Below are 18,043 nucleotides of genomic sequence, written 5' to 3' on the forward strand. Positions count from 1 at the left end.
GGGTCAGTACCAGATGCATCCACTGACACTGCCTCATCGGGAGCAAGCCCCCTCCCACATTTTTAACCCAGTACATCAGGCAGAACGCCGGTCGGCTACAAGGCCGCCGCGCTTTGATCAATTCGTCTCAGTCAACCGGGTCGCAATTGCCAATCCCACATCCTGAGTCGATCCCCGGCCCCCCAAATCCGGCGTAACCACCCCTTCTGCAATCACCGCCTCAATCGCCCGCAATATCCCATCATGCGCCGCCCGATACCGCCCATCCCCATTGCCCAAGAAGTCCAGCATCAACGCCCCCGACCAGATCATCGCAATCGGATTGGCAATGTTCTGCCCATAGATATCCGGCGCCGACCCATGCACCGGCTCGAACAACGACGGAAACCGCCGCTCAGGATCCAGGTTCGCCGACGGCGCTATCCCAATGGTCCCCGCACACGCCGGCCCCAGGTCCGACAGAATGTCGCCAAACAGATTCGACGCCACCACCACGTCAAACCGATCAGGCTGCAACACAAACCGCGCGCACAAAATATCGATGTGCTGCTTGTCCCACGTTACCTCGGGATAGTTCGCCGCCATCAATGCCGTGCGCTCATCCCAGTAAGGCATGCTGATGGAAATCCCATTGGACTTGGTCGCCGCCGTCAGCTTCTTACGCGGACGAGTCTGGGCCAGGTCGAAGGCAAACTTGAGAATGCGATCAACCCCACGTCGAGTGAACACCGACTCCTGCAGTACAAACTCATGCTCGGTGCCTTCGAACATCTTGCCGCCCACCGAGGAGTATTCTCCCTCGGTGTTTTCGCGAATCACCACAAAGTCGATGTCCCCCGGCTTGCGCCCAGCCAGTGGGCACGGCACGCCGGGAAACAGCCGCACCGGGCGGATGTTCACGTACTGGTCGAAGTCGCGGCGAAACTTGAGCAGCGAGCCCCACAGGGAGATATGGTCCGGGACTTTGTCCGGCCATCCCACGGCGCCGAAGTAGATCGCGTCAAAGCCCTTGAGCTGCTCGAACCAGTCCTCGGGCATCATCTGCCCGTGTTCCAGGTAGTAATCACAGTGAGCCCAGTCGAGCACTTCGATGCTCAGGTTCAGGTCCCAGATCCTGGCGGCCTGTTCCAGTACCCGCAGCCCTTCGGGCAGCACTTCCTTGCCGATACCATCGCCGGCTATCGCGGCGATTCTGAATGCCTTGCTCATGGTGCGTGCCTCGCAAAAATTCAGTTCAAGCCGCCGATATGGAAGGCTTTGACTTCAAGGTATTCGTCCAGGCCGTACTTGCTGCCCTCGCGTCCCAGGCCCGATTGCTTGATGCCGCCGAACGGCGCGACCTCCATCGAGATGATCCCGGTGTTGAGCCCGACCATGCCGAACTCCAGGGCCTCACCAAAGCGCCACGAGCGCTGCAGGTCCTGGGTGAAATAGTAGGCGCCCAGGCCGTACGGGGTGGCGTTGGCCAGGGCGAGGGCCTGGGCTTCGTCGGTAAAGCGCATCAGCGGTGCCACCGGACCGAAGGTTTCTTCATTGGCCAGCAACATCCCGGCGTGGGTGTCGCCGAGTACCGTGGGCTGCACGAACTGGCTGTCGCCGCTGGGGACGGCGCCGCACAGCAACTGGGCGCCCTGGCTCAGGGCGTCGTCGATATGCCGCGCGACTTTGTTCACCGCTGCGGGGTTGATCAACGGGCCGATGGTCACGCCGTCTTCCAGACCGTTGCCGACCTTGAGCTTGCCCACCTCTTCCACCAGCCGCGCCGCGAAACGCGCGTAGATACCGTCCTGCACCAGGATGCGGTTGGCGCACACGCAGGTTTGCCCGGCGTTGCGAAATTTGCTGAGCATCACCCCGGCCACCGCCTGTTCGAGGTCGGCGTCATCGAACACGATAAACGGCGCATTGCCGCCCAGTTCCAGGCTCAAGCGTTTGATGTGCTCGGCGCTCTGGCGCATCAACAGGCGGCCGACGGCAGTGGAGCCGGTAAAGGAAATCTTGCGCACCGCCGGGTTGCCGGTCAGCTCTTCGCCAATGCCGGCGGGCAAGCCGGTGATCACATTGAACACCCCGGCCGGAATGCCGACGCGCTCGGCCAGCACCGCCAGGGCCAGGGCCGACAGCGGCGTGAGGTCCGAGGGTTTGACGATGATAGGGCAACCGGCGGCCAGCGCCGGTGCGCATTTGCGCGTGATCATCGCGTTGGGGAAATTCCACGGGGTGATGGCGGCACATACGCCCACCGGTTGCTTGAGGGTCAGCAAACGGCGATCACCACTGGGTGCGGGCATGGTTTCGCCGTAGACCCGGCGCGCTTCCTCGGCGAACCATTTGACGAAACCGGCACCGTAGCGCACTTCGCCACGGGCTTCGTTCAGCGGCTTGCCCTGTTCGCAGGTCATGATCAGCGCCAGGTCATCGAGGTTGTCGATCATCGCCTGATACCAGCGCTCCAGCAGCGTCGCGCGTTCGGCGGCCGGGCGGGCGCGCCAGGCGGGCCAGGCACGCTCGGCGGCTTCGATGGCGCGGCGGGTGTCCACCGCGTCCATGGCCGGCACCTGGGCAATCAAGTGGCCGGTGGCGGGGTCGCGGATGTCCAGGGTGGCGCCGCTGTCGGCAGCGATCCACTGGCCATCTACGTAGGCGAGTTCAGCCAGCAGGCTGGGGTCTTGCAAGCGATTCTTGAGCATGGTCGAGTCCTGATCCGAGACACGCTCCAGTCTAGGGAGGTGCCGCAAACGAGGATGCCGAAAGCGCGGTTAAAGCAGCGTGCCGTGCTGAAATTCACCCCAGGACGGCAGGCTCTGCTAGGCCGTCAGCGAACCGAGCAAGCCTTGCAAAAAGCGCTCGCCGGCGTCCATCTGGCTGATCTCGATAAACTCGTCGGGCTTGTGCGCCTGCTCGATGGAACCCGGCCCGCACACCACTACTGGCACGTCCAGGCGCTGCTTGAACAGGCCGCCTTCGGTGCCGAACGAGACCTTGGACGTGCCGGTGCCCGGCGCGGCGAATTGCTTGAGGAAGCGCACCGCCTCGACGCTGGGATGGGTATCGAGACCGGGATAGACGTTGATCGTTTCGATCTCGATGGCCGCCACGCTGGACAGCTTCTGCGCCTCCCGCACGATCACCTCGGCGCGCTCGCGCATCTGCTCCAGGAACGCGTCCAGATCGTCCGCCGGCAGGTTGCGCACTTCGAAATCCAGGGTGCACAGGTTGGGCACGATATTCAGCGCCTTGCCGCCGACAATCTGGCCGACATGCACGGTGCTGTAGGGCACGTCATAGTCGTTGTCCTGGGCACCATGGCGCTGCAACTGTTGCTGGCTGTCACGCAGGGCGGCGATAAAGTCACAGGCCACGTGGATGGCGTTGACCGAGCGCGGCGCCAGGGATGAATGCGCCTCCAGGCCTCGGCAGTACGTGCGGTAGGACCCCTTGCCCTTATGGCCGAGTACAAACTGCATGTTGGTCGGCTCACCGATCACACACAGAAACGGCCGCACCGGCGCCAGGTGCAGCACGTCGAGCAAGCGCCGCACGCCAACGCAGCCGATCTCTTCGTCATGGGACAGGGCCAGTTGCAGCGGGCGGTTCAGGCTGTGGTCGGCGGCGTCCAGCATGGCGTCGATGGCCAGGGCGATAAAGCCCTTCATGTCGCAGCTGCCACGCCCATAAATGCGCCCGTCCTGCACGGTGGCGGCGAAGGCGGGAAAGGTCCAGGCCTGCCCCGCCGCCGGCACCACGTCGGTGTGCCCGGACAGCAGCACGCCGGGCTGTTCCTTGGGCCCGGTGCTGGCGAACAGGTTGGCTTTCTTGCCGCTTGGGTCCTTGACGATCAGCGACTCGATGCCCTTGGTCAGCAGCAGGTCGCGCACATAGTCAATCAAGGCCATGTTCGACTCCGATGACACGGTGTCGAAGGCCATCAGTTGTTTCAGAATCTCCAATACGCGGGGTTTCATGAGGCCTGGCTCCGTTGCTCGGCAGGTAGGGCGAACCGGGTGATGGAGAATGGCTCGATCGGGGTACTGGTGCTGCCGGTGGCAAGCAGTTCGGCCATCACATCGCCGACGCCCGGGCCAAGCTGGAAACCGTGGCCGCAAAACCCGAAGGCATAGAACAGCCCGTCGACGGTACCGCTGGGGCCCATCACCGGCAACGAGTCCGGCAGGTAGCCTTCGATGCCGCTCCACACGCGGATGATGTTCAGGTTGCCGACGCCCGGCAGCAGGCGGCGCATCTGGCTGACCTGGTTGAGGATGCTGCGCGGTTCCACGTAGGCGCGGCGGTTGAGCATATCCGGCTTGCTGCGGTAGCCGCCGCCGATGACGATATTGCCCCGGGGAATCTGGCGGAAGTAGATCACCTCTTCGGGCACCTTGGTGTACACGCCGATCACGGTGGGCAAGGCATAAGGCACCGGCTCGGTCACGGCCATTTGCGGGCCGTGGGTGTCCAGCGGTACCGGTTCGCCGAACTGCGCCGAGAGCTTCTGGCCCCAGGCGCCGGCGGTGATCAACAGTTGCGCGGCGTGGAACTGGCGGCCGTCGGTGGTAGTGACCTGGAAGTCGGCGCCGACTTTCTGCACCTCGGCCACTTCGGTGCGCTCTTCGATCTGCGCGCCCAGGCGCCGGGCGGCACGGGCAAACGCCGGCGCGGCCAGGCGCGGGTTGGCATGGCCATCGTGGGGCGCGTAGGAGCCGCCCTTGACGTCCGGGCCGAGGAAGCCGAAGCGTTGATGCAGTTCGGCGCCACGATAAATCTTCAGGTCCAGTTGTTCCGCTTCCGGTGCGGCCGCGTAGGCCTCAAGCTCGGCGATTTCATCTTCGCGGTAACACACACGCATATGCCCGCTGGGGATGAATTCCAGGTCGTCGTCGATCAGTTCCGGCAGGCGTTTCCACAGCGCCCACGAGCGGTTGGCCAGGGCCAACTGGCCGAGGAAGCGCCCTTGCCGGCGCACATTGCCGAAGTTCACACCACTGGCGTACTGACCGATCTGGTCGCGCTCCAGCAGGATCACCGACTGCCCACGACTACGCAGAAAAAACGCGGTCGCCGAGCCCATCACACCCCCGCCGACAATCACCACATCGGCTTTTTGCACGCTCATGACGAGACCTCCTCAGTGATCAACATCGATAACGGTTTGACCGGCGCCTGGCCGCGTTGGCGCCCGACCTCCTGCACCGGCACGCCGGCAGCGGCGGCGATCACTTCGGCCCCGGCCTGGGAGCAGTAACGCCCCTGGCAACGGCCCATGCCCACGCGGCTGAACGCCTTGGCGCGGTTGACTTCGCAGGCGCCCTTCTCTTTCACCGTGCGGCGCAGCTCGCCAGCGCTGATCATCTCGCAGCGGCACACGATGGCGCTGTCCGGCAACGCCTTGGCCTGTTCGCTCGGCCAGGGGAACGCCTGGGCCAGGCCCAGGCGGAATTGATCCATCACCGCCAGGGCCTGCTGTTGTTCATCCCGCAGGCCGGCGTCGACCGGGTGTTGCAGGTCTTCCAGCAGCGCCAGCGCCACCAGGCGCCCGGCGTGCTCGGCGGCATCGGCGCCGCGAATTTTCGCTCCGTCACCGGCCGCGTACACGCCCTTCACCGAGGTGCGTCCGGCGTCATCCGTGGCCAGCCACCATTGGCTCGATGCAGCATCGAACGCCATGCGACAACCGGCCAGGTCACCCAGCTGGGTTTCCGGACGCAGGTGGTAACCCAGCGCAACGGCATCGGCCTGCACCGTGACGGTCTGCCCGTTGCCGGTGGTGAAACGCACACCGCTCACGCCATTGGCCGCGTCGCCCATCACTTGCAGCGGCCTGACCCCCAGGTGCACCGCCACCTTGGCGCGGTACAGTTGCGCCAATAGCTTGATCCCGGTGAACAGCACGCCAGGCCGCGCCAGCAGTTTGGGCAAGGCTTTCAGACGCAGGCTCAAGGCTGAGGTGTCGAGCACCGCCGCCACTTCGGCGCCGGCCTTTACGTATTGGCTGGCGACCAGGTACAGCAACGGCCCGCTGCCCATGAACACCACGCGATGGCCGATGGACACAGCCTGGTTTTTCAAGGCGATCTGCGCCCCGCCCAGGCTGTAGGTGCCCGCCAGTTGCCAGCCCTCGATGGGCATCAGGCGGTCGGTGGCGCCGGTGCAGAGGATCAGTGCGTCGTAATCCACCGTGGTGTGGCGGCCCTGGCTCACGCAGCACAGTTGCCCTGGCGTGAGGTTCCACACCAGGGTGTCGGGGCGGTAGTCGATGGCGTCGCGCAGGCGGTCGAAACTCTGGTGCAGGGCCTGGGCCTTGCCGGCTTCGCTGCCGTACAGGGTCGCGTAGTTGCGAGTGAAGCCTTCTGGCTGACGCCGGTAGATCTGGCCCCCGTCGCGGCGGTTCTCATCGATCAGGATCGGTTTGATCCCGGCCGCCAGCAGGGTTTCGGCGCAGCGCACCCCGGCCGGTCCGGCGCCCACAATAACTACCCGTGCAGTGGCCATGTCGCCTCCGGTTGTGTGGTAACGATGTCCAGCCCGTCACGGACTTCATTGGAGCAGGCGCGCAGGCGTTCGCCGCTGCGGGTCCACACCCAGCAATCCTGGCATGCGCCCATCAGGCAGAAACCGGCACGGCGGCCGCTGTCGAATTCCGACTGGCGCAGCGCATTGCCCTGGGTCAGCAGCGCGACCATCAAGGTGTCGCCCTGCAGGGCTTCGACGGCGGCGCCATCCACGGTCAGGCTGACCGTCGGCCGGCCCTGTTCGGCCAACCTCACAAAACGCCCGTTCATGCATAGGCTCCCAAGGTCATGGTGGTCACGCCCTGCTGGGTATTCAGCAAGTGGGCGCTGTCGTGGTGGCAAAGGATTTCACCGCCGTTGTCCAGGCTGCGGCGGCTCGGCGCGGTGCGGTTGCACAGGCCGTCGACGCGCACCGGGCAGCGATTGAGGAAGGTGCACAGTTCCGGCACGTTGGCCCGCTCGCCAATCGCTGGCAGCGCCTCGGACGTGGTGCCGCAGCTTTCCAGCCAGCCCTGGCGCAACTCGGGCACCGAGTGAATCAACAGGTCGGTGTAGGGGTGGAACGGCGGCTCGGCAAACGACTCGCGGCTGCCGGCCTGGACCTTGCGGCCGCTGTACATCACCACAATGTCATCGCACAGCGCACGCACGGTGGAGATGTCGTGGCTGATAAACAGGTACGACACCCCCAGTTGCTGGCGCAGGTCGCGCAGCAGTTCGAGGATCGCCGCGCCCACCACGGTGTCGAGGGCCGAGGTCACTTCGTCGCAGAGGATCAGGTCGGGTTTGGCCGCCAGCGCGCGGGCCAGGTTGACCCGCTGCTTTTGCCCGCCAGACAACTCATTCGGGCGCCGTTCGGCGAGGTCGCGGGGCAGGCGCACCAGGTCGAGCAGTTCGCCGATGCGGGTTTGCAGCGCCGCGCCTTTGAGGCCGAAATACATTTTCAACGGCCGACCGATGATGGCCGCCACGCTGTGCATGGGGTTGAGCGCGGTGTCGGCGTTCTGGAACACCATCTGGATCCGACGGAATTGCTCCGGGGTGCGCTCGGCGAGGCTGCCGCCCAGGGGTTGCCCGTCGAAGGCCAGGCCGCCGAGGGCCGGGGTCAACAACCCCGCCACCACCCGGGCCAGGGTGGATTTACCCGAGCCCGACTCGCCGATCACGCCGATGGCCTGGCCACGGCGCACGGTGAGGTCGATGTCTTCAAGCACCCGAATCGACGGCATGCCGTGCAGGTTCTTGTTGCCGTAGCCAGCGGTGAGGCCGGTGATGGTCAGCAGCGGAACCTCCCCGGCGACACCGCAGGGCGGGCGAATGGTGGTGTCAGGCCGTGCGGCGGCCAGCAGGCTGCGGGTGTAGGCGTGGGTCGGGGCGTTGAGCAACGGTGCGGTGGCGCTTTGCTCGAGGATCTGACCACCGTTGAGCACCACGATCTGGTCGGCCATTTGCGCCACCACCGCCAGGTCGTGGGACACGTAAACCGCCGTGGCCCCGCGCTCGCGCACCACGCGTTTGAAGGCGCGCAGCACGTCGATCTGGGTGGTCACATCCAGTGCGGTAGTCGGCTCGTCGAGCACCACCAGCAGCGGGTCGCTGATCAGCGCCATCGCCGCCATCACCCGTTGCAGTTGCCCGCCGGAGACCTGGTGCGGGTAGCGCTGGCCGATGCGCTCCGGGCCCGGCAACGCCAGGTCGCGGAACAGTCCGATGGCCTTGGCGTGCAGCTCGGCCCGAGTGCCCAGGCCATGGATCAACGCGCCCTCCACAACCTGGTCGATGAGCCGTTTGGCCGGGTTGAACGCTGCAGCGGCGCTTTGCGCGATATAGGACACGCGGTTGCCGCGCAGGCCTTGCAGTTGGTGTTCGCTCAGGGCAAGCATGTCGTGCTCGCCGACCTGCACCACCCCGCCGGACAAACGACAGCCACGCCGTGCATACCCCAGCAAGGCCAGGGCGATGGTGGTCTTGCCCGAGCCGGACTCACCGATCAACGCCAGCACTTCACCTTTTTTCAGGGCAAAGCTCACGCCCTTGACGATTTCCACCTCGCCGCGCTCGCCACAGGCGACCACGCGCAGGTCTTCGACGCGAATCAATTCAGTCATTTCAATGGCCTCCCGAGCGTCGACTACGTCGCGACGACAGATAGTCGATCAGCAGATTCACGCCGATGGTCAGCGTGCCGATGGCCAGCGCCGGAATGATGATGGCCAGCGCGCCCTGGTTAAGGCCGCCGATGTTTTCCCGCACCAGCGAGCCGAGGTCGGCATCCGGCGGTTGCACGCCCAGGCCAAGAAAACTCATGCCGCTGAGCAACAGCACGATGTAGCCGAAACGCAGGCCCAGGTCGGTCAGGACCGGGTTGAGCATGTTCGGCAGGATCTCCATGCACGCCACGTACAACCGGCGCTCGCCACGGGTACGCGCGACCTGCACGTACTCCAGGGCTTCGATATTGACCGCCATGCTGCGGGCGACGCGGAAGGAGCCGGGGATATAGCTGATCACGGCCGTACAGATCAGCAACGTCACCGATGAGCCAAAGGCCGAGACCATGATCAGCGCAAGCATTTTGCTCGGGATCGAAATAAAGGCGTCCATGATGCGGCTGATGATCTCGTCCAGCCACTTGGGCGAGACCACCGACAACAGCGCACACCCGGTGCCGAAGATGCTGGCCAGTAACGCCGCCACCAGCGCCAGCCCGACGGTGAATCGCGCGCCCACCAGCACCCGGCTGAGCATGTCGCGGCCCAGGTAATCGGTGCCGAATGGATGCGCGAGGCTGAAGCCTTCGAAGATGTTATCGGACACCACCTCCCCCACCGGATGAGGCGCCAGCCACGGGCCGAGCAGCGCCACCAGCAGCCAGGCGACGCACACTACGCCGCCCAGCAGCCCCAGCCACGACGGGCCGCTGGACACCTTGGCGAGTGCCAGGGCGGAGGAAACAGGCTTGGATTTCGCAATGAGGTTGTTCATTGGTTTCTCAGCCTCGGATTGGACAGGATCGCGCACAGGTCGGCGAGCAGCACCAGGCCCAGGTAGGCCGCGCAAAACAACATGGTGCACGCCTGCACCAGCGCCATGTCGCGGTTGGTCACGGCATCGACCATCAAGCTGGCAATGCCGGGGTAGTTGAAGATGGTTTCGACGATCACCACCCCGCCCAACAGGTACGACAGGCTCAGGGCGATGGCGTTGGCAATCGGCCCGATCGCATTGGGCAAGGCATGGCGCAGCACGATGCGAATCGGGCTGACGCCCTTGAGCCGGGCCATTTCCACGTAGGGGCTGTCGAGCTGGTCGATCACGGCGGCGCGGGTCATGCGCGCCATTTGCGCCACGATCACGCAGCACAGCGTCATCACCGGCAAGGCATAGGTGCGCAGAAATTGCAGCGGTGAGCTGACGTCGCTGGCATACGAGAGGGCCGACAACCAACCGAGGTTGACCGCGAAAATCAGCACCGCCAGGGTCGCCACCAGGAATTCCGGCACCGCGACCATCGCCAGGGTGACGAAGCTCAGGCAGCTGTCGATGCGCCCGCCCCGGCCCATCGCCGAGCCGATACCGAGTACCAGCGCCACCGGCACCGAGACCAGCGCTGTGGCGCCGGCCAGCATCAGGGTGTTGGGCACCCGACCCGCCATCAGCTCACCGACCGGCATGGCGTTGGAGACCGACACGCCCATGTCGCCAGTGAGCAGGCTCATCAACCAGTGCAGGTAACGCAACACACCGGGCTGGTCCAACCCCAGTTTCAGGCGCAGGGCCGCCACCTGTTCAGGGGTCGCGAACTGGCCCAGGGATTGTTGCGCCGCGTCCCCCGGCAGTACCGCCGTGATCGCGAACACGACCATGGACACGATCAACAAGGTCAAGGCCCCGGCACCGAAGCGCCGGCCGATCAACCACAGTGTATTGCTATTCATCCCACGACCCTCCTCAAGCGTCCAACCACACCTGCTCGGCAAACATGTAGCCCATGAAACCGCCCAGTGGGTTGCTGTCGTAGCCTTTGATGCGTTGGTCGACGCCGTCGATATTGCTGATGAACACCGGCACGCCGATGCCGCAGTGGTCGTGCACGAGGGTCTGCATGTCGCCATACATCTTGGCGCGCTTGGCGTCGTCGGTTTCGCCACGGGCCAGCATCAGCAACTGGTCGAACTGCTCGTTCTGCCAGCCGGACTCGTTCCACGGCGCCTTGGACTGGAAGAACTGCGAGAACATCACGTCGGCATTCGGCCGTGGGTTGATGTTGCCGAAGCTCAGCGGGTGCTTCATCCAGTGGTTGGACCAGTAGCCGTCGCTCGGCAGGCGGTTCACGTCGAGCTTGAGCCCGGCCTGTTTGGCCGATTGCTGCAACAGCACGGCGATGTCCACCGAACCGGTGGCGGCCGGCGAGGCCATCACGGGCATGGTGATGCTTTCCATGCCGGCTTTCTTCAGCAGGAACTTGGCTTTTTCCGGGTCGTAGACCGTCTGCGGCAAGTCGGTGTTGAAGTAGCGCGAACCCGGCGCGATCGGATGGTCGTTGCCCACCACCGCAAAGCCACGGAATACCGCGGACTTGACCTGTTCACGGTCGAGCAGCAGTTTCATGGCCTGGGTGAATTCCGGGCTTTTGCCGGGCAGTTGGTCTTGGCGAATGATCAAGTCAGTGTAGTTGCCCGACGGCGCGTCGACGACGCGGTGCTTGGCGCTGGCCTTGATGCGCGTGGTGGAGCGCGGGTTGACCTCATTGATCATGTGCACATCGCCCGACAGCAGCGCATTGACCCGCGACGGCTCGTCGGCAATCGCGATGAACTCGATCTCGTCGAGGTATGGCAGGCCCGGTTTCCAGTAGTTTTTGTTGCGCACCGCAATCGAACGCACGCCTGGCTTGAACTCGCCCACGGTGAACGGCCCGGTGCCGATGCCTTTACTGAAGTCGCTGGTGCCCTCGGGGACGATCAACAGGTGCGACACCGCGAGGATCGACGGCAACTCGGCGTTGGCCGCGCTGAGGCGGATCTGCACTTCGTTCGGCCCGCTGGCCTTGATCTCGGCGAACTGCTCCATCAACGGCATGACCTTGGAACCGGTCAGCGGGTCTTTGTGGCGGTTCAGGGAGAACACCACGTCGGCGGCGGTCAGGGCCTTGCCGTTGTGGAAGGTCACGTCCTTGCGCAGGGTAATGGTCCAGACGGTGGCGTCGGTGTTGTCGATGCGCTCGGCCAGTTCCAGTTGCGGCACCAGGTGCTTATCGAAGCGGGTCAGGCCGTTGTAGAACATGTAGTGGCGCACATAGTCGGTGGACAGCGCGCCCTTGGCCGGGTCGAGGGTATCGGCGGTGGAGCTGGACATGCCGGCCACGCGGATCTTGCCGCCTGGCTTGCCTTTGCCGGCCACGGCGGCCTCGTCGGCGAACAGCTTGCCGGCGGCGCCGAACAGGCTGCCGGCACCGGCGGCGGCAACACCGGCCACGCCCAGCATTTGCAGGGCGTTGCGGCGCGACATGCCACGGTTGAGACTTTCGAACACCCGCAGGCTGTCCTGGCCAGAGATGAGTTCGGGGGTGTTTTTGTTGTCAGTCATAGCAAGGCTACCTGTCGATAATCGGAAGAATCGAGTGCTCACGGATGTCCGGAGCGTCCTGGAAACACAAACGACGGTGACGCAACAACGGCAACTCAGTGCAAATAGTCCTGGAAGCGGTAGTAAGCCCCCACGAACGGCAGGAACCACGGCTTGCCGAAATGCCCGGGGATCGCCGGCCATTCCAGTTCGCGCCAGGGGTTGGCCGCGGTATTACCGGCCATGACCTCGGCCATCACCTGGCCCATGTGCACCGACATCTGCACGCCATGGCCGCTGTAGCCCATGGAGTGGAACACGCCGCCATGCTGGCCGGCACGGGGCAGGCGGTCGGACGTCATGTCCACCAGGCCGCCCCAGCAGTAGTCGATCTTCACGTGCGCCAACTGCGGGAACATGTTCAGCATCGCCGCTTGCAGTACCTTGCCGCTCTTGGCGTCGGAGACGCTGTCGGACATGGCAAACCGCGCACGCCCGCCAAACAGCAGGCGGTTGTCCGGGGTCAGGCGAAAGTAGTTGCCGATCATGCGGCTGGTCACATAGGCGCGATGTTGCGGCAGCAACTGGTCGATCAGCGTCTGGGGCAAGACTTCGGTAGCGATGACAAAACTGCCCACCGGCACAATCCTGCGGCGGTACCAACCCAGGTCGCCATGCTGACAGGCACCGGTGGCCAGCAGGACTTGCCCGGCGTGCAGTGAACCCTTGGCGGTGTTGACCTGGTAGCCGCCGGCCTGGGCCTTCCAATCCTTGACCTGGGTGTGCTCGTAGATCATCGCACCACGCCGCGCCGCCGCTTCGGCCAAGCCGACGCCGAAGCGGCCGACATGCATCTGCACGCCGTTGCGTTGCAGCAGGCCGCCATGAAACTGCGCCGAATTGACTTCCGCGCGGGTCTGCTCGGCGCTGAGCAACTCGACATCGGCATCCACCTCCTGGCGGATCAGCTCGCAGGTACGGGCCAGGCCTTCGTAGTGCATCGGCTTGGCCGCCAGCTTGAGCTTGCCGTTGCGCATCAGGTCGCAGGTGATCCTTTCCTGCTCGACCAGTGACACCACCGTCTGCACGGCACTTTCATAGGCCTGGTAATAGGCACGCGCCTTGGCGGCACCGAGGCTGGCGTGCAACCCGGCGTAATCCTGGGCCACCCCGGTGTTGCACTGCCCACCGTTGCGCCCCGAGGCCTCACCGATCACCCGCCCGGCGTCGAGCACCACCACACTGGCGCCCTTGAGCGCCAACGCCCGCGCTGCCGCCAGGCCGGTGAACCCACCGCCGACCACAGCCACATCGACCTGCTTGGGCAAGCCGCCCAGCTGGGCACCGGTAAACGCCGGTGCGGTGTCGAGCCAATAGGATTCACTGCCCATGTCTTACCCTCAGAGGTGTGCGCTTACAGACCGACCAGCGCCGGCAGCCCACCGATATCGGTGATCTGCTGGTAACCGTAGAACGCGTTGCCCGGCACTTCGTGGCCACGGGCGACGAAGGCCTTGTTTTTGATCTTCATGTCATGGGCCGGCATCAGGTCGTAACGGAAGCTGGAAGACACATGCAAGATGTCTTCCGGGCCGCAACCGAGGTTGTCGAGCATGAATTCAAACGCGGCCAGACGCGGCTTGTAGGCCTGGGCCTGCTCGGCGGTGAACACCTTATGGAACGGCGCGCCGAGCTTGTCGACGTTGGACATGATCTGACTGTCGCTGGCATTGGAGAAGATCACCAGGGGAATCTTGTCGGCAATTTTCGACAGCCCGGCCGGCACGTCGGCATGAGGCCCCCAGGTCGGCACGGCGTCGTAATACAGCTGGCCTTCCTCGCGATAGTCGATACCCCAGCGTTTGCAGGTACGGGCCAGGGCGGTCTTGAGGATTTCATCGTAGGGGCGCCAGTCGCCCATGACCTGGTCGAGGCGATAAGCCGAGAAGTCTTTGACGAACTGGTCCATTTGTTCAGGCTTGATGCGATCGGCGAACAGCTCGCGGGTCATGGTGCCCATATGGAAATTGGTCAGCGTACCGTAGCAGTCGAACGTAATGAATTTGGGACGAAGAAAGCTCATTGAGTGCGGTCCTGGAGTTCGTTGAGTGTGACAAGCGTTCGCTGCCCTGGCGGCGCGTCGGCCTCGTTGCAGCACAGGTTCATTACACCACTGTGAAATCAGCATATGCCGTCTAAAACGACCTGCGCTCAATACAAACCACCGTTTTGGTGGCCGGGCTCAGCAGACTTTGCGGTGCGCGCCAGGCTTGGGCAGGGCCAGTGTTTGTGCGCTTTTAGGGGGCTTTTAGGGGTGAAGAGGCTTAAGCACGGGGGTGGGGGCGGCAGAAAGTGTGGCCGGTTGAAGTGTGGGTGGGGGCTTGGTTCCGTGGCGGCCTTTGGGCCGACCATGTCGTTGGGTTTGAGCGCGTACATATCCGTTGCTGCGGTCACGGCCGCTATGGGTTCCGCCCTTACGGCGGGTCACTTTGGAAAAGCCCCAAAGTAACCAAAGGGCTCTTGCCCCACCACTCGGTACCTCGCCTAGGCTCGGTATGCCCGAACGAAGGCTTGAATCCGTGGGCCGCCGTCATGGGCCATCCTTGGCCCAGGACGGCTAACCCGGCGTCCTGCCGGGTTACCCACGGATTCAACCCTACGTTCGGCCAGCGTGGTTAACGGGGCGCCTGAGATCAAGATCAAAAGCCAGAGCCAGAGCCAGAGCCAGAGCCAGAGCAGATCAAAAGATTGCTGACTTCGTCAGCGGTTAAGGAAGTAGAAGCCACACCGCGTACGCTTCAATAATCAGGTCGGCTTCAAGGCCGCCTCGCTTTGGCTTTTGATCTCAAATCGCCCCGTCAAACACGCTGGCCGAACGCAGGCTTTGGAGCGTGGGTAACCCGGCAGGACGCCGGGTTAGCCGCGCTGGGCCATGGATTGCCCATCGCGGCGGCCCACGCTCCAAAGCCGGAGTGAGGGCACACCGAGCCTAGGCGAGGTGCCGAGTGTTGGGCCTTTCCACAAGTGAGCCGCCGTAAGGGCGGAACCATAAGTGGCCGTTACCACAGGAACGGATATGTACTCACCCCCAAAAAAAAGCGGTCGGCCCGAAGGCCGCCACGGAAGCAAGTGCCCTCGCCACAGACCGCTGAAAAAAATGTGTAGATACTTATGCCCCGATGGCAGTGGGTCAGCTACAGATGTATCCACTGACACGGCCTCATCGGGAGCAAGCCCCCTCCCACATTTTTTACCGAGTACACCCGCCCTACTCCAGTTGGCTCCAACGCCAACCTCATGGCATTTGCTGCTGCCCCCCAACCCCAATTAAGTAGTAACTGTGGTCTCGCCCCACACACTACGAGGAATCTACCGAATATTCCCGCCCCCCTTGCCAGCCCCCGACCCAGGTGGGATACAAGCACCCTGACGCCACAAAAAACAACGCTCTACGGAGGCTTGCCATGTCCGCCCTGCCACACCCCGCTTACACCTACCGCCCCATGACCGTGGCCGACCTGCCGGCCGCCCACGCTTTGTCGGTGCAACTCAAATGGCCTCACCGCCTTGAAGACTGGGCCATGTTGCAACGGGTCAGCGACGGCTTTGTGGTCATGGATGGCGAGCGGCTGATCGGCAGCGCGTTCACCTGCCCCCAGGGCGACTACGCCACCATCGGCCTGGTGATCGTCAGCAATGACTACCAGGGCCAGGGCATCGGCCGGCGCTTGATGGAAAAGGCCCTCGCCGCTTGCGGCACGCGCACGCCGGTCCTCAACGCCACCCTCGCCGGCGCGCCGCTGTACACCAGCCAAGGGTTCGTCGAGTTCGGGCGGGTGCAGCAACATCAGGGCCAGGCGTTGGTGCCTGCCTTGCCGGCGCTGGCCGCTGGCGAAACCTGCCGTGCGCTTAACGCCGATGATCACGCCAGCCTGCTCGCGCTGGCCAAGGCCGCCAGCGGCCTGGACCGCCGTGAGGTCCTGCGTGACCTGCAGGTGGAGCACGCCGTGGGTATCGAGCGCGACGGCCGGCTACGCGGCTTCGCCCTGCTGCGGCCGTTTGGTCGGGGCCGCTGCATCGGCCCGGTGGTGGCGGAAAATATCGAGCAGGCCAAGTACCTGATCGCCACCTTGCTGGCCCAGGTGCCGGACACCTTTGTGCGCATCGATATTCCCGTCGCCTGCGGCCTCAGCGACTGGCTCGAACAGGCCGGCCTGAAGAACATCGACACCGTCGCGCAGATGGCCTTGGGCACTCCGCCCCAGGCCAGCCAAGGCGTCCACCCCTTTGCCCTGATCACCCAGGCGATCGGCTGACTTTCCTCCCGGAGCACTCCCCATGTCATCTCCCCGTATCCTGCTGTTGGCGCGTGCCGACGGCAGCCGCGTTGCCACGTCTTTCAACACCGGCGCACTCAGCGCACTGGACCCGTTCGGCGACAGCCGCCAAGTCGCCTGGATGGGCGACGATGGGGTGTCCGCCGGGCTTGTACCGTTCAGCGGCGAAACCGTGATCGAAGACTTCCCCCACAGCGAAACGCTGGTGGTGCATGCAGGCCATGTAGTGCTCAGCAGCGCAGAACAGACACTGGAACTGGGCGTCGGCAGCAGCGCCGTGATCGGCCGTGGCACACGCCTCACGGTACAGGCGAGCGCAGGCAGCGAATGGGCGTTCTGCGCGGTCGACCAGGCCGATTCCCCCCTCTGCCCCGGCCTGACCCTGCTCGCCCCGCACACCCTGCTCAACCCCTCCGCCGCGCCGGAACCCCAGATACTGATCGGCCCCACCCCGCAGTGCCGCGCATTCAACCTGTTCGACGAGGCCGTGACCGAGCTGCGCGTCGGCATCTGGGACTCGACGCCCTACGCCCGCCACGGCCGCCCGCACAAACTGCATGAGTTGATGCACCTGCTCGAAGGCAGCGTCACCCTGCAGGACAACGAGGGTGGCGAGGTCACGGTAAAAACCGGGGACACGGTGTTCGTGGCCAAGGGCGCGCCATGCGCCTGGACCAGCACGGTGTACGTGCGCAAGGTCTACGCGGTGAAATAACTCAGGCCTTCAACGCCTCTTCCAGAAACGTCACCAACGCCTGTACACGCGGGCTGCGCAGTTTGCGCGACGGCACCAGCAGGAGGATCGGCGCGCTGTCGAAGCTCCAGTCCGCCAACACGCGCACCAGGCTGCCGCTGGCTACGGCGTCACTCACATCCCACTGCGAACGCAGCACCAGCCCCAAGCCTTGCTCGGCCCAACGCCGGGCAACGCTGCCATCGTTGCTCAACAACGCAGGTTCCACGCGCAGCGTCTTGCGGCCCTGGCCTTTGCGCAGGTGCCACAGGGTGACGTCTTCATCATTTTCGCGAATGCAAATGCAGCGATGAGACGCCAGTTCGTCCGGCGAAGACGGCACGCCGTGGGCGTGCAGATAGGCCGGGCTGGCGCACAACCAGCGCTCGTTTGGCGTCAGTGGCCGCGCGGTCCACAGGCTGTCATTGAGATGGCCGATGTGAATCACCGCATCGCTGTCATGGCGATCGGGCCAGGGCGTCTCGCGCAAATCCAGGTGCAGGCGCAGCTGCGGGTGCAGTTTGGCAAACCGCGCCAACAACGGTGCGATGCGCTGGCGACCATAGCCAAACGGCGCCGCCAACCTCAAGGTGCCCACCAGGGTTTCGTCCTGTTGCCGGAACGACTCCGGCAGCGCTTCCAACTGTTCCAGCAACAGCGCGCTTTCCCGCGAGAACCGCTCGCCATCCGCCGTCAGGCTAAGGCGCCGGGCGTCGCGATTGGCCAGGGTCAGCCCCAGCAGCGTCTCCAACTTGCGCAGGCGCATGGACAGCGCCGGCGGCGAGACATTCAGTGTTCGGGCGGCGGCGCTCAGCGATTCGGAGCGGGCCAGGGTGACGGCCAGTCGCAGGTCTTCGATGGAAATCATTCAATTTTACTTAATGATTGATGAA

General features: G+C 64.4%; 15 protein-coding genes. 2 read left to right on the forward strand and 13 right to left on the reverse strand.

Annotation, left to right across the window (positions count from 1 at the left end):
- Window positions 1–117: 117 nt before the first annotated feature.
- The 12 genes from ACHPFG_RS20160 to ACHPFG_RS20215 form a co-directional block, all read right to left on the reverse strand.
- The gene (locus ACHPFG_RS20160; RefSeq protein WP_431700259.1) at window positions 118–1,209 is read right to left on the reverse strand and encodes a tartrate dehydrogenase; all 1,092 of its coding nucleotides are present in this window, start codon (window positions 1,207–1,209) and stop codon (window positions 118–120) included.
- Window positions 1,210–1,229: 20 nt separating this feature from the next.
- Complete coding sequence (locus ACHPFG_RS20165; RefSeq protein ID WP_431700260.1) at window positions 1,230–2,690, reverse strand: NAD-dependent succinate-semialdehyde dehydrogenase; 1,461 nt, start codon at window positions 2,688–2,690, stop codon at window positions 1,230–1,232.
- Window positions 2,691–2,807: 117 nt separating this feature from the next.
- Window positions 2,808–3,965, reverse strand: a complete 1,158-nt coding sequence (gene argE, locus ACHPFG_RS20170) for an acetylornithine deacetylase (RefSeq protein WP_431700261.1) — start codon at window positions 3,963–3,965, stop codon at window positions 2,808–2,810.
- Entirely contained in the window at window positions 3,962–5,116 is a 1,155-nt protein-coding gene (locus ACHPFG_RS20175) for an NAD(P)/FAD-dependent oxidoreductase (RefSeq protein WP_259245033.1), read from the reverse strand. The genes argE and ACHPFG_RS20175 overlap by 4 nt, the downstream gene beginning before the upstream one ends.
- On the reverse strand, window positions 5,113–6,492 hold the full coding sequence (locus ACHPFG_RS20180; RefSeq protein ID WP_431700262.1) for an FAD-dependent oxidoreductase: 1,380 nt from the start codon (window positions 6,490–6,492) through the stop codon (window positions 5,113–5,115). Before ACHPFG_RS20180 ends, ACHPFG_RS20175 begins: the two co-directional genes overlap by 4 nt.
- A complete protein-coding gene (locus tag ACHPFG_RS20185; protein WP_090406226.1) occupies window positions 6,474–6,782 on the reverse strand; it encodes a (2Fe-2S)-binding protein in 309 nt (102 codons plus the stop codon). Before ACHPFG_RS20185 ends, ACHPFG_RS20180 begins: the two co-directional genes overlap by 19 nt.
- Window positions 6,779–8,620 (reverse strand): ABC transporter ATP-binding protein, encoded by a 1,842-nt coding sequence (locus ACHPFG_RS20190; RefSeq protein ID WP_431700263.1) that lies wholly within the window; start codon window positions 8,618–8,620, stop codon window positions 6,779–6,781. The genes ACHPFG_RS20185 and ACHPFG_RS20190 overlap by 4 nt, the downstream gene beginning before the upstream one ends.
- A 1-nt stretch (window position 8,621) precedes the next feature.
- Entirely contained in the window at window positions 8,622–9,497 is an 876-nt protein-coding gene (locus ACHPFG_RS20195; RefSeq protein WP_431700264.1) for an ABC transporter permease, read from the reverse strand.
- Window positions 9,494–10,450 carry an ABC transporter permease gene (locus tag ACHPFG_RS20200; protein WP_431700265.1) on the reverse strand — a complete coding sequence of 319 codons (957 nt, stop codon included), beginning with the start codon at window positions 10,448–10,450 and terminating at the stop codon, window positions 9,494–9,496. The genes ACHPFG_RS20195 and ACHPFG_RS20200 overlap by 4 nt, the downstream gene beginning before the upstream one ends.
- A gap of 13 nt (window positions 10,451–10,463) precedes the next feature.
- Window positions 10,464–12,101, reverse strand: a complete 1,638-nt coding sequence (locus tag ACHPFG_RS20205; protein WP_131698236.1) for an ABC transporter substrate-binding protein — start codon at window positions 12,099–12,101, stop codon at window positions 10,464–10,466.
- A gap of 95 nt (window positions 12,102–12,196) precedes the next feature.
- A complete protein-coding gene (locus tag ACHPFG_RS20210) occupies window positions 12,197–13,471 on the reverse strand; it encodes an NAD(P)/FAD-dependent oxidoreductase (protein WP_431700266.1) in 1,275 nt (424 codons plus the stop codon).
- Window positions 13,472–13,494: 23 nt separating this feature from the next.
- A complete protein-coding gene (locus ACHPFG_RS20215; protein WP_065924408.1) occupies window positions 13,495–14,163 on the reverse strand; it encodes a haloacid dehalogenase type II in 669 nt (222 codons plus the stop codon).
- A gap of 1,381 nt (window positions 14,164–15,544) precedes the next feature.
- Here ACHPFG_RS20215 and ACHPFG_RS20220 point away from each other — a divergent pair.
- Complete coding sequence (locus ACHPFG_RS20220) at window positions 15,545–16,396, forward strand: GNAT family N-acetyltransferase (protein WP_431700267.1); 852 nt, start codon at window positions 15,545–15,547, stop codon at window positions 16,394–16,396.
- 22 nt (window positions 16,397–16,418) lie between these two features.
- Complete coding sequence (locus ACHPFG_RS20225) at window positions 16,419–17,132, forward strand: cupin domain-containing protein (RefSeq protein ID WP_431700268.1); 714 nt, start codon at window positions 16,419–16,421, stop codon at window positions 17,130–17,132.
- A gap of 1 nt (window position 17,133) precedes the next feature.
- Here ACHPFG_RS20225 and ACHPFG_RS20230 read toward each other — a convergent pair whose 3' ends face one another.
- Window positions 17,134–18,018 carry a LysR family transcriptional regulator gene (locus tag ACHPFG_RS20230; protein ID WP_339543197.1) on the reverse strand — a complete coding sequence of 295 codons (885 nt, stop codon included), beginning with the start codon at window positions 18,016–18,018 and terminating at the stop codon, window positions 17,134–17,136.
- Between the last annotated feature and the right edge of the window lie 25 nt (window positions 18,019–18,043).

It is taken from the genome of Pseudomonas sp. BR20 (assembly GCF_050780135.1).
Taxonomy (GTDB): Bacteria; Pseudomonadota; Gammaproteobacteria; order Pseudomonadales; family Pseudomonadaceae; genus Aquipseudomonas.

What these genes read in the sequence shown, in the direction of transcription:
- ACHPFG_RS20190 (WP_431700263.1), bottom strand. Translation starts at nt 8,620, where the DNA reads ATGACTGAATTGATTCGCGTCGAAGACCTGCGCGTGGTCGCCTGTGGC.
- ACHPFG_RS20185 (WP_090406226.1), bottom strand. Translation starts at nt 6,782, where the DNA reads ATGAACGGGCGTTTTGTGAGGTTGGCCGAACAGGGCCGGCCGACGGTC.
- ACHPFG_RS20225 (WP_431700268.1), top strand. Translation starts at nt 16,419, where the DNA reads ATGTCATCTCCCCGTATCCTGCTGTTGGCGCGTGCCGACGGCAGCCGC.
- ACHPFG_RS20215 (WP_065924408.1), bottom strand. Translation starts at nt 14,163, where the DNA reads ATGAGCTTTCTTCGTCCCAAATTCATTACGTTCGACTGCTACGGTACG.
- ACHPFG_RS20230 (WP_339543197.1), bottom strand. Translation starts at nt 18,018, where the DNA reads ATGATTTCCATCGAAGACCTGCGACTGGCCGTCACCCTGGCCCGCTCC.
- ACHPFG_RS20200 (WP_431700265.1), bottom strand. Translation starts at nt 10,450, where the DNA reads ATGAATAGCAATACACTGTGGTTGATCGGCCGGCGCTTCGGTGCCGGG.
- ACHPFG_RS20205 (WP_131698236.1), bottom strand. Translation starts at nt 12,101, where the DNA reads ATGACTGACAACAAAAACACCCCCGAACTCATCTCTGGCCAGGACAGC.
- ACHPFG_RS20210 (WP_431700266.1), bottom strand. Translation starts at nt 13,471, where the DNA reads ATGGGCAGTGAATCCTATTGGCTCGACACCGCACCGGCGTTTACCGGT.
- ACHPFG_RS20220 (WP_431700267.1), top strand. Translation starts at nt 15,545, where the DNA reads ATGTCCGCCCTGCCACACCCCGCTTACACCTACCGCCCCATGACCGTG.
- ACHPFG_RS20195 (WP_431700264.1), bottom strand. Translation starts at nt 9,497, where the DNA reads ATGAACAACCTCATTGCGAAATCCAAGCCTGTTTCCTCCGCCCTGGCA.
- ACHPFG_RS20165 (WP_431700260.1), bottom strand. Translation starts at nt 2,690, where the DNA reads ATGCTCAAGAATCGCTTGCAAGACCCCAGCCTGCTGGCTGAACTCGCC.
- ACHPFG_RS20180 (WP_431700262.1), bottom strand. Translation starts at nt 6,492, where the DNA reads ATGGCCACTGCACGGGTAGTTATTGTGGGCGCCGGACCGGCCGGGGTG.
- ACHPFG_RS20175 (WP_259245033.1), bottom strand. Translation starts at nt 5,116, where the DNA reads ATGAGCGTGCAAAAAGCCGATGTGGTGATTGTCGGCGGGGGTGTGATG.
- argE (WP_431700261.1), bottom strand. Translation starts at nt 3,965, where the DNA reads ATGAAACCCCGCGTATTGGAGATTCTGAAACAACTGATGGCCTTCGAC.
- ACHPFG_RS20160 (WP_431700259.1), bottom strand. Translation starts at nt 1,209, where the DNA reads ATGAGCAAGGCATTCAGAATCGCCGCGATAGCCGGCGATGGTATCGGC.